Raw genomic sequence first — 13,816 nt, 5'->3', positions numbered from 1 at the left:
TGCCACATCAAAGAATAATGTACCCTAGATGTCTTCAAAACCACCTCTTTYCCCGGCAATGGAAAAATGCCTGACAAGGAAATCCGAAGCACAAAAGTATATCGAAAATTGTTCTGGGATATACCTTTTTGTATCATTCCTTTTGTTAATATCTCCAAAAGGAAGTTTCTCCGTAATTAGCCTTATATGTTTTTTTCGTCCTCTCTATCCCATTCACTGGAAAACACACATTTTCCTCCAAGATTCTGAAGGGCTAACCTGAACCCTCCAATTCCAGCAAAAAGATCGATAAATTTAAATATCGGTTTTTGGGGAGGAGGAAACGGCACTTCCAACAATTCAAAAATACCATACTGCAATGCTTCTTCGGCAGCTTCAGTCGTAATCTCCTTCTCCGGATATCTGCATTCAAGAATTTCTCTAGCAAACGCCACAGCATCTTTTTTATAATACTCAGAAATACCATTATCTGAATTGTGCAAATAGTGAGTCAGAACTGCTTCCTGATTATTCTCTGGTTCTACTAATTTTACTCTTAACTTCTTATCCCCAAACTTTTCCAACGAAATCTTTTCTTTAAACTCCATTTTTAAACTCTTTATCTCACTTTCTATTTGCTGATACGCAATTTAACAAATTTTTCTCTATCGTCCTTCCCCCAAAACCTTAAAACAGTCCAGCCCTCTCGCTCAAGATATCTATTTACTTCCTTATCCCTTTCTATATTTCTTTCAATCTTCCTTGTCCAAAATTCAACGTTTGTCTTATGATCTTTCTTTCGTTCATTCCAATCTTTTCCATGCCAAAATTCACCGTCAACAAAGATTGCCAGTTTAATCCTTTTAAACGTTATATCTGGACTACCGAATACTGTCCTGTCATTTTTTCGATAACGATACCCCCTGGCAAACAAAGCTTTCGCCAACATAATCTCCGGCTTCGTTCCCTTTGATTTATTGGCTTGCATATTTTTCCTCCTTTGCTCATCTGTCAACTTGTCCATAGAAATCCAGATTATAATATAACAAAAAACAGATTCATTATCATAGGGCTTATTTTGTTTCAAAAATACAAATTACATCTTTATTTACTAAAAAATTTAGTACATAAAACCACAAATTAAAGGACAAAATAATTCACAATATAAGAAAGCTATAACCATATAATTCAAGGATAACGACCTCTCCCCATATCTAGGAGTCTTCTAAAATAGAAAATTCGGCCGTTTTGACCTGTTTTTCTATGAACTTTTCAGGATTACAGCATCCCTATGGCCGGTCATCATACTCCATGCCGTCGAAGATTCCGTGGACAACCATCTCATCCTTGACGGACATATCCATATTTCGGAAGGCAAAGAAATCCTCATCTCTCCGATTTGCGGTATCATCACGTCTTTACTTTACTTGGCTATAGGGCTATGGCTACGACGAAAACGCTTACAGCCCCAAGTCTAAGAGGAAACAGTATTCTTTTCGGGCGTAGAGAAGATTTTGTATTTTTGTTGTCAAATCGACCTTCTTCATGCTGGATACTATACTCAAACGCATCGTTTCTTCTCCTGTTCTTATCTACGCCATAAGATGCTTTATAGGTTTCTTGATAGGCTATCAGTTGTACGTCTATTTTCCTGAATTAGAACTCTTCTGGACCTTACTTTCCATTATTCTGGTGATATCTCCGGAGGAAAAAGACACGAGAAGGTTGTCATTAGAGCGTTTCAAGTCCAACTTTATCGGCTCTGCCGTAGCACTAGGATTGTTGCTCTTCGTTGAGCCCACCATCTACACCATTATGTTTGGTATCCTGCTTACCATCGTCGTATGTCGCCTCTTTAAAGTGCTGAACATGGCACGCGTAGCTTTGGTTGCCCTGCTCATCATCATGGTGGAGCCCCATGACACCTCTTGGGTAGAGGCCCCCTTCTTCCGCTTCGGCACCGTAGCCTTAGGCTGTATCATAGGCTTACTCATCGTGGTCCTCACCTCCATGATCTTCAGACCCCTGAAAAAAAAATACGGAATACCGTATTAGTATTCCGTATCCCTAAATATTCCTAAAGGTTATTTTCAATAGCTTTCACCTCTTCCCTATACAGTTCTATAGGCTTGTCTAACAGCACGGCTACCACAGTCATGTTTTTATCCAGTCTCTCTGCGGGAAGGTCTATATAAACTATGCCGGGGCGGTCGCTCCAATACAGCTTGTTATGTACCTTATGACCTATCATGGAGCCTTCCCCCACAATACGCACTCGCGCTACACCATTTTTAATACCTTTCAGTGCCAGCGGTCCTGTAGGTTTTCCTTCCACAAAAAGATATAAGGTTTGCCTGTCGGCCGATAAGGCAGAGTAGCCGGCATAATGGTTTCCGTCAATACCTCGATGAGCATCGTGCAACACTTCGGCATGCTTCTTTACCCAGTTTTTTACCTCTTCTGAGGCAAAGATAAGATCGCTATCCATCACACTGGCGTCATCGTTCATCTTGCCTTTAAACAAGTTAAAACCATTTGACGTATATTCAGCAATAGTTCGTATGGATTCCTCTACATTTTTTGATTTAGCTATTTTTTCCAATGCACCGGTGCTACTCAATGGAGGGAAGGGAACAAAATTAGGCTTCTCATCAAATTCTAAAGCAATGACGGTTACCGCCGGATCGAAGTCAATGCTATTCAAAGAAATATCTACATAAGATTCAGCATAATCAAAGCTTAATTTTTTATCGCTTCCCACTACGCGGACAGATTTAGGTTTGTTTAAAGATACCCCGGATAGTACAAGCTTCTTTTTAACATTTTCGAGATAGAGATACAAGGTTTTGCCATCCTTGGAAAACGCATTTTTCTCCAAGACATAGTCTGCACTCACCCCTGCCCTTGTTCCGTATACGGCTTCAGCATGTTTTTTGGTCCATCGTCCTAACTCCTTGAGGATAGTCACCTGCTCCTCTGGGATTGTTCCGTCTTCTCGGGGTCCTATGTCAAGCAGGAGGTTTCCTCCCATCGCTATACAGTCTACCAGCGTGCGGACTATCATGTTGGGTGTCTTATAGTTCTTATCCAGATGTTGGAAGCCCCACGAGTCATTCATCGTGTAGCATAGCTCCCAGTAGCGGCTCTGCGGACGCACGACGGGAATGCCCTGCTCTGGCGTCTCATAATCGCCATGGCTGTTCAACCGTGAATTGATGATGATGTTAGGATTATAGCGCCGGAGGAGTGTCAACGTTTCTTCGGCCTTCCATTCTTCCGCACTATGCTCCCAGTCTCCGTCAAACCATAACAGGTCCGGCGTATATAGCCTAGAGAGTTCGTCCAGCTGTGTCTGGTAGAACTGCACAAAGCGGCTCCAACGCTGAGGTTCTTCGCGGATGTCATAACGTTTTTGCGTCCTTGTACGGACATCATAATAAGGATGACTCCAGTCGGGCAGAGAGAAGTACAATCCTGTCTTCAGCGAGGAAGCCTTCACCACCCTAATGAAGGGGGTCAGCACATCTTTGCGTACCTGTGCATCCTTTGCCGTGGACAGCCCTTTCTCAGCCTGTGTGTCCCAGAGTGCCACGCCGTCATGATGCTTGGACGTGATAACCGTATAACGAGCTCCTGACTCTTCGATGAGCTTCACCCATTCCTGCGGGTCGTACTTTTGGGCTGTGAAGCCTTTCAGCTGTTGGAGATAGTTCTCTTGGCTGATATAATTGTTGAAAAAAGCCCAAGACTCGGAGATGCCGTCCACGGCATAGATTCCCCAATGGATGAAAACACCTAGCTTGGCATCTTCAAACCACTGCATCTTCTGTTCGGAAGGGAGAGGATTGACCTGGGCCATACCAAGAAAAGTATAGCACAAGCTTATTCCCGCAAGAAGTATTCTTTTCATAAAACTAAAAGGTTTATTTTCTAAAATAATCATTTAATCCTTTGCTACCGAAATATTGGCTTCCAAAATTGTATTTTTGTATACGATGATAGAACTATACACAGACGGCGCTTCCAGTGGAAATCCCGGACCCGGAGGATACGGCACGATATTACGTACCATCTATACGGGAAGCAACCCTCAGTTTCATGGGAAACTTATAGAAAAAGAGTTTTCGGGAGGATACCGCAAGACTACCAACAACCGCATGGAGCTGATGGCCGTGATCGTAGGATTGGAAGCCCTCAAAAATCCCAAGCAGAAAGTAACCATTTATTCGGACTCAAAATACTTTATCGAAGCCATAGAAAAGGGGTGGATATACAATTGGATGAAGAAGGGCTTCGCAGGGAAGAAGAACAAAGACCTGTGGCTGCGCCTGATGAAAGCCTATGAGCAGCATGATGTTTCCCTAGTATGGGTTAAGGGGCACGCCGGACATCCATTGAATGAGCGTTGCGACAGGCTCGCGGTAGCCGCCTCCAAAGATGCCTCCAAATGGCAGGTAGATACGGTCTTTGAAGCGGAAGAAAGTCAAGGTTTGTTATAATATTTACGATGGTAAAGCAATCTTTTCCTCCCGTACTCCCTACCTTACCTCGGATATTGATATTGGGTTCTTTGCCGGGCGACCTGTCTTTGGCGCAACAGCAGTATTATGCGCATCCTCAAAATAGATTTTGGAAGGTGCTCTTTCGTCTTTTCGAAAAAGATTTTTCTCCCGACTATGGCGCAAGGATGCGTCTTCTCCATACACACGGCATAGCCTTATGGGATGTATGTGCGTCGGCCATACGTCCCGGCAGCATGGACACGGCAATCACGGACGTCATCCCTAACGCCATAGACCGCCTGCTGACGGAAAATCCTTCCATCCAGTCGGTATTCTTCAATGGACAGAAGGCACAAAAGCTTTTCGATAAACACTTCCATAAAGAAGAGCATCTCCACTACATCACCCTGCCCAGCACCAGCCCGGCCAACGCTCAGTTCTCCCTCGACAGGCTTATCCAGCACTGGCAAATCATCAAAGGATAACATTCCTTACCCTTTGTAAAAAACTTTTAGCTATAATCGTATCCTTTGATTATTTTTGTGGCAAGATGTCAGACTTAAAATACAACCAAAGAGGTGTATCCGCTGGTAAGGAGGATGTACACAACGCCATAAAGAATATTGACAAAGGTTTATATCCTAAAGCTTTCTGCAAAATCATTCCCGACATATTAGGAGGTGATGAAGAGTGGTGCAACATCATGCATGCCGATGGGGCCGGTACCAAATCTTCGTTGGCCTATGTGTATTGGAAAGAAACCGGTGACAAATCCGTATGGAAAGGTATTGCACAGGACGCCATCATCATGAATGTGGACGACCTGCTCTGTGTAGGTGCTACCGACAATATCCTTCTGTCGTCGACTATAGGTCGTAACAAAAACAATATTCCGGGAGAGGTCATCGCCGAAATCATCAACGGTACGGAAGAAATTCTTGCCGAATTGCGAGAGCTTGGCATAGGCATCTATTCCACAGGAGGTGAAACCGCCGACGTGGGAGACCTAGTGCGCACCATCATCGTGGACAGCACCGTAACCTGCCGCATGCGCCGCGCCGACGTCATCTCCAACCACAACATCAAACCAGGAAACGTCATCGTGGGATTGGCATCTTACGGCAAGGCTACTTACGAAAAAGAATATAATGGCGGCATGGGTTCCAACGGACTCACCTCGGCACGCCATGATGTATTCAGCAAATATATCGCAGAGAAATATCCGGAAAGCTATGACCCTGCAGTGCCTTATGACTTGGTATTTGCGGGAGGAAAAGCTTTGACCGACATCATAAAAACAGAAACAGGAGAGGAAATCACTGCCGGAAAGCTGGTGTTGTCGCCGACAAGAACCTATGCTCCTGTCATCAAAAAGATTCTCGACAAATACCGTGCACAGATCGACGGCATGGTACACTGTTCGGGAGGTGCTCAGACCAAAGTACTTCATTTCGTGGACAACGTCCATATTATCAAAGACAACCTCTTCCCTATCCCGCCACTATTTGAGTTGATTCAAAAAGAATCGAATACAGACTGGCAGGAAATGTATAAGGTGTTCAACATGGGACACCGCATGGAACTTTACGTTCCGGAAGAGATTGCTGCAGACATCATCGCCATATCGGAATCCTTCAACATTCCGGCACAGATTATTGGCCGTGTGGAAGCCAGCGACAGAAAACAAGTGACCATAACATCTCCTTATGGCACATTTCACTACGAGTAGTAGTATAGCAGATAAAACATCATTCTGATGTCATTAGCGTTAAATCCATAAAAAAAGAGCAAGCCCAGCGCTTGCTCTTTTCTATTACAACGGGAGTAAAAAATTAAATTTTCTATTTCATCAAAAATCCACCGCCTATCAAATCATTACCTTCATAAAAAACGGCAGACTGTCCCGGAGCAATACCTTTCACCGCATGTGGGAAATCCACCTGCATGATATCTCCCTGCTGCGTGATGATAGACTGTGCTCCTGGGTCTTTATAGCGTATTTTGGTTACCGCTTCCATAGGCTCTTCCAGCGAAGCATATTTCACCAGATTGATGTTACGGACAAATGCCTGCGTTTTCTCCAGTTCATGCTCTTCGCCCAACACCACAGAGTTACTTTCCGGTAAAATTTCTATCACATACATAGGTTTTCCAAGCGCTATGCCTAAGCCCTTACGTTGTCCTATAGTATAATAAGGATACCCTTGATGCTTACCTACCACAGTACCATCCGACAAAATAAAATTACCTGGGCCGATTTCATCGTCCAGTGTAGGTCTGCGGTGTCTTAAGAATTCGCGATAGTCGTTGTTCGGCACGAAGCAAATTTCATAGCTTTCGGACTTGTTGGCCAGCTCTTGCTGTCCCATATCCATGGCCATCTGTTTAATTTCCGACTTACGGAAAGATCCCAACGGAAACTTCGTACGTGCCAAATTTTCTTGAGATACGCCCCACAACACATAGGACTGATCCTTGTGTTCGTCTAACCCTTTGGAGATTACATACCGACCGTTGTCATGCAAACGAATATTGGCGTAGTGACCTGTAGCGATAAACTCGCAGTCCAGTTTGTCGGCACGCTTGATCAAAGCCTCCCACTTGATATGCGTATTACACAGCACACAAGGATTCGGCGTACGACCGGCAATATATTCGTCCACAAAATTGTCGATGACATAATCACCGAACTCATTACGTATATCCAAGATATAATGAGGGAAGCCGTAGTTCACTGCCAATGCACGGGCATCGTTAATACTGTCCAAGCTACAGCAGCCTGTCTCCTTCGAAGTGCCACCGGAGCTGGCATAGTCCCATGTTTTCATGGTGATGCCAATGACCTCATACCCTTCCTCATGCAACATGACGGCCGCCACGGAACTGTCCACCCCACCACTCATTGCGACCAAAATTCTACCCTTTTTACTCATATCAAAATATTAATGTGCAAAGATACCCTTATTTTACAGATAAACGTGTTTATTTGATGTAATTTTATCTCAATCAAAATCAAGGAATTGGAAATTTAGGCAAAAATAATTCGTATTATTGTTTTAGAATTAAAAAAAAAAGACGCTACATTTGCATCGCAACAGGAGATAATCCTACAGCAAAAAAAAAGGTGCCATAGCTCAGTTGGTAGAGCAAAGGACTGAAAATCCTTGTGTCGCTGGTTCGATTCCAGCTGGCACCACCACCAAAACATAAACTGACAGTAACAGTTTTCAAAAAAGTACTGACGGTGCCATAGCTCAGTTGGTAGAGCAAAGGAACTGAAAATCCTTGTGTCGCTGGTTCGATTCCAGCTGGCACCACTGCAAAGCCTCTCCATTCCAGAGAGGCTTTTTTATTTTATTTCACCCCCCCACAATATATCACGTAAAAATATAACATTCCTCATATTTTATTTGTTCATCCAACTATACTTTTGTGCTCGCAAGTTATCTATGAAAAATGGAAAAACAATTGAAAATGATTATTTCCCTATTGATTAAAAAAACAAAATCCAAACATTTAAGTTGGAAAAAGCTTAACGAATCCTCTTATTATATCGATTTCAACGATTGTAGAGTTAATATTTTTTGTCAACTTGTCTCCTATAAAGAAAAGAGAAGGGTTAGATTATTGATTTACAATTCACGACAGGAAGTTATTTCTACTCTTGAGGAAGAAAAGTTCAAAGACTTAAAAGAATTATATGAGCTTGCCCACAACAATTATTATAGCTTCGACGAGACGTTAGAAATGATTATCAAACAATTGGCTTAAACATTATCCTAAAAATCCTAGAAGATAGTAAAGGATGATAAAGACTATTATTGTTCCGAAGCAGCCAAGTCCCATTTTCTTTGCGCCCCACCCTGCTATAAGCGTTCTAAAAAGTTTGTTCATGATGTTTATGATATGTTCTTGAAGGAAGAACAATCGGCAGTCTGGAAAGTTTGGCACCTAACAAAAAAGCGAGGAAATGATGTCCCCGCTTTTTGTTTTCAGAAGAAAAAGTGTTCTGAAAGTATATGGTTGTTTTAAAAATCGTCCTCTCCTTTTGCCAATAATTCTTTATGGTTACTAACTAAGGTTCTTGTCTTTGTTTTATGCTTGTTAATCTGCCTTCTCAACGATTCTACAGCTAAGTCGGTAGCCTCCTCAAAACTCTTAGCCTGAGCTTTAGCAAATAACTGCGAACCAGGAATATTAAATTTCAGCTCTACAATTTTGTTTGCTTCATCTCCTACATTTTCAAGGCGCAAATAGCAAACCCCTTCGATGATGTTGTCCAAAAATTGCTCGAGCTTACTTGTTTTTTTCTTGATAAATTCGATCAATTTTCTGTCGGCATCGAATTTGATTGATTGCACAGTTACATTCATGTTATTCCTCCTTTTTTTTAAGCTTTTGGATGTGCTTGTTTATAAATGTTTTTTAATCGCTCTACGGAATTATGTGTGTAAATCTGGGTTGCCGACAAGCCGGCATGCCCTAACAGCTCTTTAATCGCATTGAGATCGGCTCCATTGTCTAGTAAAGTTGTCGCAAAACTGTGTCTTAGTATATGAGGACTCTTTTTCTGTTGAGAAGTTATTATACTGAGATACTTGTTTACCACACGATATACTAGCTTAGGATAAGCTTGCTTACCCTCTTTAGTAACGATTAAATGTTCCGAAATATTGTCAAAGTGCTTTTCGTTTTTTTTTCTGCAAATAACGCTTGAGTTCTTCAATTAAGGTCGAATGTATAGGAACAAATCTTAACTTGTTCCTCTTACCTAATATAAGAATTTTTTTGTTTAAAAAATCAATATCTCTTTCTTTTATTTCCAACAATTCGGCAAGACGAATGCCTGTGCCGAAGAGCAGCTCCATGATGATGAAGTCGCGGCTATTTTCGAAAGAGTCTTCCATAGTTTCCATCTCCTCGAGTAGCGTCACCATCTTTTCCTTTTCTACTACTACGGGAAGCTTCTTGCCCACCTTGAGTGCCTTGATCAGATGCACGGGACTGGAAGACACCATGCCCTCACGCTGCAAAAATTTGTAATAGGACTTAATAACGGAAATAGCACGGTTTACAGAAGTAGCACTCTTGCCCTGCTCCTTCATCGTCGCAAAATAATATCGACAGAATTTGTAGTCCACTTCCTCGAATGGCATACCTTCTGCTTCCAGAAAATCCAAGTATGCCTGCACTTCCATCTCATACGCCTTGATAGTATGGGGAGAATATCGCTTTTCGTATTTTAGATAATTAATAAAGCTACTTTTATACATAACTCCCAAACTTTTTCTTAATATAACTATTAATACGGAAATAAACCATGCTTGTAATCACAATATTCAAAAATCCAATAATTATAACAAAAGCATGAAAAACTTTGTACGCCGCTATCGTTAAGAATGGCGAATTTTGGAAAGATAAAAGAAGAAGACCATGCACAGACATATATACGATATCACGGGGATGACCTGCAACGGCTGCAGAAACATCGTTGAAAAAAAACTTAACGAAATTCCCGAAGTGACGGCGAAAGTGGACCTCATAAAAGCCACAGCCGAAATCTCCAGTCCTTCACATATTCCCCTTCAGCTCTTGCAGGAAAAGCTGCAAGAGCTAGGAGGTCAATACCAGATTCATGCTCATGGAGAAGGTTCCCATGCCCCTCTGAAGACACCGGACGACCTTCCGGACTCTCCCTCTCAGCAGTACATATGCCCAATGTTCTGTGAAGGAAAAGACAGCATCTATCACGAAAAAGGACGGTGTCCGGTATGCCATATGTTTTTGATGCCTGTAGAACAGGTTGATTTCAATGCAGAAATAAAACACCAAGGTCCAGACCTTTCTAAAGCCGGGAAATACTATTGCCCTATGATGTGTGAGGGTGACAAGGTGTATGACGAGTTTGGCAGCTGTCCTGTATGTGGTATGAACCTAGAAAAGATTCCTGACACGAGTATGAAAATCACCTTCTCTTGTCCTATGCATCCCGAAGTGGTATCCGACAAGCCGGGTACATGCCCTGTATGCGGTATGGATCTCGTCGCCAACATGCCCGAAGAGGAAGAGGATGTGGTCTACAAGGATTGGCAGAAAAAACTTATTGTCAGCATAGTCTTTGCACTTCCTGTATTCATCTTATCCATGGGCGATATGCTGCCGGGGCAGCCTATCAGCAAGATTATCTCTCCACAGCTCAGCGGATGGGTTCAACTGCTGTTGACCTTGCCCGTAATAGGTTATACGGGATGGACCTTCTTTGTCAGAGGGTGGAACTCCTTCAAGACATGGCACTTAAATATGTTTAGCCTCATAGCATTAGGCACCAGCGCCGCCTTTATTTTCAGTGTGGTGGCTCTTTTGTTTCCTAGCGTCATGCCTATCGAGATGCAGGGACATCACGGTCAGCAGCATCTCTATTTCGAATCGGTGGTTGTCATCATCACGTTAGTCATCTTGGGTCAGCTGCTGGAAGCCAAGGCCCACAGCAAAACCCATTCCGCCATCAAGGAATTGATAAAGCTGGCTCCTGCCGAAGCGGTATGGCTACATGACGGTGTGGAAGAAAAAATAGCCGTATCGGAAATCCGTAAAGACTATATCCTCCGCGTAAGACCGGGAGATAAAATTCCCGTAGATGGGGTCATCACCTCTGGCCGTTCTTCCGTAGATGAGTCTATGATAACGGGTGAATCGCTGCCCGTAGAGAAATCTAAAGGAGATAAAGTTATCGGCGGCACAATCAATGGAGACCAAAGCTTCGAGATGAAAGCAGAAAAAGTAGGTCATGAAACGGTACTTTCACAAATCATCCATCTTGTCAATGAGGCTAGCAGAAGTCAAGCTCCTATACAGAAGCTGACAGATAGAATTTCCCAAATATTCGTTCCGACGGTGATAGCTGTGGCCATCGTTACCTTTGTCATCTGGTACTTCAAGGCGGGAGACAACAACCTTGCATATGCTATCACCACGGCTTTATCCGTACTCATCATTGCCTGTCCCTGTGCATTAGGACTGGCAACGCCAATGTCGGTCATGGTGAGCATAGGCAAAGGGGCAAAAAACGGCATACTCGTTAAAAAGGCAGAAGCATTGGAACAGCTCCATAAAGCTCATGTACTGGTAGTAGACAAGACAGGCACCATCACGGAAGGAAAACCGCAGGTGGTTGTTTTCAAAGGCACGGAAACTTTCAAAGACAGAGACGTACTTCAATTTGCCGCATCGGTCAACAGGCATAGCACACACCCACTGGCACAGGCGATAGTACGCAAGGCAGAAGAAGAAAAACTTACCTTCATAGACATCACCAACTTCAAAAATATTACAGGGAAAGGAGTCTCGGCCAATATCTTCCATCTACAAGCTACTCTAGGGAACCAAGCTTTGATGGAAGATGAAGGCATACAACTTCCATCGGAACGCATGCAAGAGATTAACACGCTCCAGCGTGAGGGATGCAGCATCTCCTTTCTTGCCATAGACAGACAGTTCGCAGGGTATATAGCCGTAAAGGACAAGTTGAAAGAAGCGGCTAAAGACATTGTCAAACACCTGCATGAAGAAAATATCCAGGTTCATATGCTTACGGGAGACAACGAACTTACCGCAAAGGCTGTCGCCACAGAAGCTGGAATACAGATTTTCAAGGCCTCACTCCTGCCTCAGGATAAACTGGATGAAGTCAAAAAGTTGCAGCACCAAGGTTCCATCGTCGCCATGGCAGGGGATGGCATCAACGACGCTCCAGCATTGACACAGGCTAATATAGGGATTGCCATGGGCAATGGTACTGATGTGGCCATAGAAAGTGCCGACATCACCTTGTTGAAAGGAGAGCTCAAAGGGGTATCCAAAGCGTTCCACCTCAGCCACCTCATGATGCGCAACATCAAGCAAAATCTGACCTTCGCCTTCTTATACAACGTTATCGGCATCCCGTTGGCAGCAGGAGTTCTTTATCCATCGTTCGGCATTTTACTTTCACCGATGCTTGCTGCAGCAGCTATGAGTTTAAGCTCGGTATCCGTCATCGCCAATGCGCTGCGTTTGAATTTGAAGAAGCTTTAACTATCTTTAGAAAAATATTTAGCTTATGAAATTCGGACAAGTGCCAGACCCTTCGATAATAGATTTTTCGATTCCTCCTACGCCAAAGGAAACGTTGGAGCTGCTCGAAAAACACAGGAAACCTGACCAAAGCCTAGAGGTATATGTAGGCTGTGCCAAATGGAACAAGACCGACCTTAAGGGGTTCTATCCGCGAGGCACCAAAGATGAGCTGGCTTACTATTCTACACAATTCAACTCCATAGAGCTGAATGCTACCTTCTACAATTCACCAAGCAAGCAGCAGGTGGAAACCTGGAGGGATAAGACTCCGGCAAATTTTAAATTCTTCCCCAAAATTCCACAGTCTATAAGTCACTTTTCACGGCTATTGAATACCGAAGAGAAGGTAAAAGACTTTGTAGATGCTACCGTACTCTTCGAAGATAAGCTAGGGATGGCTTTCCTTCAACTTATCGACAACTTTAAACCTAAGGATTTTGACAGGTTGGAAAAATTTCTCCGCAATTTTCCGAAAGGATATCCGTTGGCCGTAGAGGTACGCAATGAAGAGTGGTTTAAGCCCGAAGTAGCCGAAAAGTTCTATGAGCTTCTTAGAGATACCCAAATGACCAACGTGCTGGTGGATACCGCGGGACGTAGAGATATGATCCATATGCGTCTCACCACCCCCACAGCCTTCATACGTTATGTAGGTGCTAACCACCCTAGCGATTATACCCGTCTGGACGACTGGGTCAATACTATCGTGCAGTGGAAAGAAGCCGGTCTGCAGCAACTCTACTTCTTCATCCATCAGAATGTAGAAGTGGAATCTCCTCTGTTGGCCGCCCACTTTATCGAAAGGTTGAACAAGGCTATAGGGACTAACCTGCATATCCCAACAAAACCGCAACAGCCTAACAAGGGTAACACCTTATTTTAAGAATTATGAAGCTCAGCAAAGTACACCATATTGCTATTATTGTCAGCGACTATGAGCGTTCCAAGGATTTCTACACCCGCATCTTGGGCTTGGAAATTCTTCGTGAAACATACCGTCGAAACCGACATTCGTATAAGCTCGACTTGGCATTAAACGGCAAATACATTATTTGACGCTTTTCTCCTTCCCATGATTATCGTTTCCACGACCTTCGTTAKTCCCGTAAGCGTTGGCTTACGCCCTAATCGATGGTCCTTCGAACGTGGAAAGATAATAAGAACAAACCGTAAGTAAGAATTAAAGCAGCATATTTCGGTAGAAGCCATACGGATAGACA

15 protein-coding genes, 2 tRNA genes and 2 pseudogenes are annotated in these 13,816 nt (G+C 43.3%); 11 read left to right on the top strand and 8 right to left on the bottom strand.

Annotation, left to right across the window (positions count from 1 at the left end):
• Window positions 1–27: 27 nt before the first annotated feature.
• From SD31_RS21275 to SD31_RS09330, 3 genes and pseudogenes are all read right to left on the bottom strand, one after another.
• Window positions 28–106, bottom strand: a pseudogene (locus SD31_RS21275) (DNA cytosine methyltransferase); the annotation flags it as partial.
• Window positions 107–182: 76 nt separating this feature from the next.
• Window positions 183–587, bottom strand: a complete 405-nt coding sequence (locus SD31_RS20915) for a DNA cytosine methyltransferase (protein ID WP_052258882.1) — start codon at window positions 585–587, stop codon at window positions 183–185.
• Window positions 588–610: 23 nt separating this feature from the next.
• Complete coding sequence (locus SD31_RS09330; protein WP_039053926.1) at window positions 611–1,003, bottom strand: very short patch repair endonuclease; 393 nt, start codon at window positions 1,001–1,003, stop codon at window positions 611–613.
• Between the two features lie 304 nt (window positions 1,004–1,307).
• Between SD31_RS09330 and SD31_RS17425 the strand changes: the two genes are divergently transcribed.
• Together SD31_RS17425 and SD31_RS09325 are read left to right on the top strand one after the other, a co-directional pair.
• Window positions 1,308–1,457, top strand: a complete 150-nt coding sequence (locus SD31_RS17425) for a hypothetical protein (RefSeq protein ID WP_197053640.1) — start codon at window positions 1,308–1,310, stop codon at window positions 1,455–1,457.
• A 67-nt stretch (window positions 1,458–1,524) separates the two neighbouring features.
• Window positions 1,525–2,034, top strand: coding sequence for an FUSC family protein (locus tag SD31_RS09325; protein ID WP_039053922.1), 510 nt, complete (start codon window positions 1,525–1,527; stop codon window positions 2,032–2,034).
• Between the two features lie 22 nt (window positions 2,035–2,056).
• Here SD31_RS09325 and SD31_RS09320 read toward each other — a convergent pair whose 3' ends face one another.
• Window positions 2,057–3,889, bottom strand: a complete 1,833-nt coding sequence (locus tag SD31_RS09320) for an alpha-L-fucosidase (RefSeq protein WP_039053925.1) — start codon at window positions 3,887–3,889, stop codon at window positions 2,057–2,059.
• Between the two features lie 85 nt (window positions 3,890–3,974).
• On the opposite strand from SD31_RS09320, the gene rnhA reads away from it, so the two are divergent.
• From rnhA to SD31_RS09305, 3 genes are all read left to right on the top strand, one after another.
• The gene (gene rnhA / locus SD31_RS09315) at window positions 3,975–4,478 is read left to right on the top strand and encodes a ribonuclease HI (RefSeq protein WP_039053924.1); all 504 of its coding nucleotides are present in this window, start codon (window positions 3,975–3,977) and stop codon (window positions 4,476–4,478) included.
• A gap of 8 nt (window positions 4,479–4,486) precedes the next feature.
• Complete coding sequence (locus tag SD31_RS09310) at window positions 4,487–4,966, top strand: DNA-deoxyinosine glycosylase (protein ID WP_039053921.1); 480 nt, start codon at window positions 4,487–4,489, stop codon at window positions 4,964–4,966.
• Window positions 4,967–5,031: 65 nt separating this feature from the next.
• Complete coding sequence (locus SD31_RS09305; RefSeq protein WP_039053920.1) at window positions 5,032–6,210, top strand: AIR synthase related protein; 1,179 nt, start codon at window positions 5,032–5,034, stop codon at window positions 6,208–6,210.
• Window positions 6,211–6,322: 112 nt separating this feature from the next.
• Here the strand turns inward: SD31_RS09305 and mnmA are convergent, their stop codons facing one another.
• Window positions 6,323–7,414: a tRNA 2-thiouridine(34) synthase MnmA gene (gene mnmA / locus SD31_RS09300; protein ID WP_039053919.1), complete on the bottom strand. Its 1,092-nt coding sequence runs from the start codon at window positions 7,412–7,414 to the stop codon at window positions 6,323–6,325.
• A gap of 190 nt (window positions 7,415–7,604) precedes the next feature.
• Here mnmA and SD31_RS09295 point away from each other — a divergent pair.
• The 3 genes from SD31_RS09295 (at window position 7,605) to SD31_RS16615 (ending at window position 8,252) form a co-directional block, all read left to right on the top strand.
• Window positions 7,605–7,680 (top strand) — tRNA-Phe (locus SD31_RS09295).
• Between the two features lie 44 nt (window positions 7,681–7,724).
• A tRNA-Phe gene (locus SD31_RS09290) sits at window positions 7,725–7,798 on the top strand.
• Window positions 7,799–8,108: 310 nt separating this feature from the next.
• Window positions 8,109–8,252, top strand: a complete 144-nt coding sequence (locus SD31_RS16615; RefSeq protein ID WP_156138295.1) for a hypothetical protein — start codon at window positions 8,109–8,111, stop codon at window positions 8,250–8,252.
• Between the two features lie 257 nt (window positions 8,253–8,509).
• Here SD31_RS16615 and hpf read toward each other — a convergent pair whose 3' ends face one another.
• From hpf to SD31_RS09270, 3 genes are read right to left on the bottom strand one after another with little or no spacing between them, the layout of a single operon-like run.
• Window positions 8,510–8,854 carry a ribosome hibernation-promoting factor, HPF/YfiA family gene (gene hpf, locus SD31_RS09275; RefSeq protein WP_039053917.1) on the bottom strand — a complete coding sequence of 115 codons (345 nt, stop codon included), beginning with the start codon at window positions 8,852–8,854 and terminating at the stop codon, window positions 8,510–8,512.
• A gap of 17 nt (window positions 8,855–8,871) precedes the next feature.
• A complete protein-coding gene (locus tag SD31_RS20230; protein ID WP_262506611.1) occupies window positions 8,872–9,207 on the bottom strand; it encodes a tyrosine-type recombinase/integrase in 336 nt (111 codons plus the stop codon).
• Window positions 9,158–9,754 carry a tyrosine-type recombinase/integrase gene (locus tag SD31_RS09270; protein ID WP_262506610.1) on the bottom strand — a complete coding sequence of 199 codons (597 nt, stop codon included), beginning with the start codon at window positions 9,752–9,754 and terminating at the stop codon, window positions 9,158–9,160. Before SD31_RS09270 ends, SD31_RS20230 begins: the two co-directional genes overlap by 50 nt.
• Before the next feature lie 160 nt (window positions 9,755–9,914).
• Between SD31_RS09270 and SD31_RS09265 the strand changes: the two genes are divergently transcribed.
• The 3 genes and pseudogenes from SD31_RS09265 to SD31_RS16110 all read left to right on the top strand — a co-directional run.
• Entirely contained in the window at window positions 9,915–12,554 is a 2,640-nt protein-coding gene (locus SD31_RS09265) for a heavy metal translocating P-type ATPase (protein ID WP_039053916.1), read from the top strand.
• A 25-nt stretch (window positions 12,555–12,579) separates the two neighbouring features.
• Window positions 12,580–13,479: a DUF72 domain-containing protein gene (locus SD31_RS09260; protein WP_039053915.1), complete on the top strand. Its 900-nt coding sequence runs from the start codon at window positions 12,580–12,582 to the stop codon at window positions 13,477–13,479.
• 5 nt (window positions 13,480–13,484) lie between these two features.
• A pseudogene (locus tag SD31_RS16110) lies at window positions 13,485–13,669 on the top strand (VOC family protein); the annotation flags it as partial.
• Window positions 13,670–13,816: the final 147 nt, after the last annotated feature.

The sequence above is a fragment of the Sphingobacterium sp. T2 genome (assembly GCF_000814685.1).
In the GTDB taxonomy this organism is placed as follows: Bacteria; Bacteroidota; Bacteroidia; order Sphingobacteriales; family Sphingobacteriaceae; genus Sphingobacterium; species Sphingobacterium thermophilum.
This window is presented reverse-complemented; position numbering and strand designations above follow the sequence as displayed.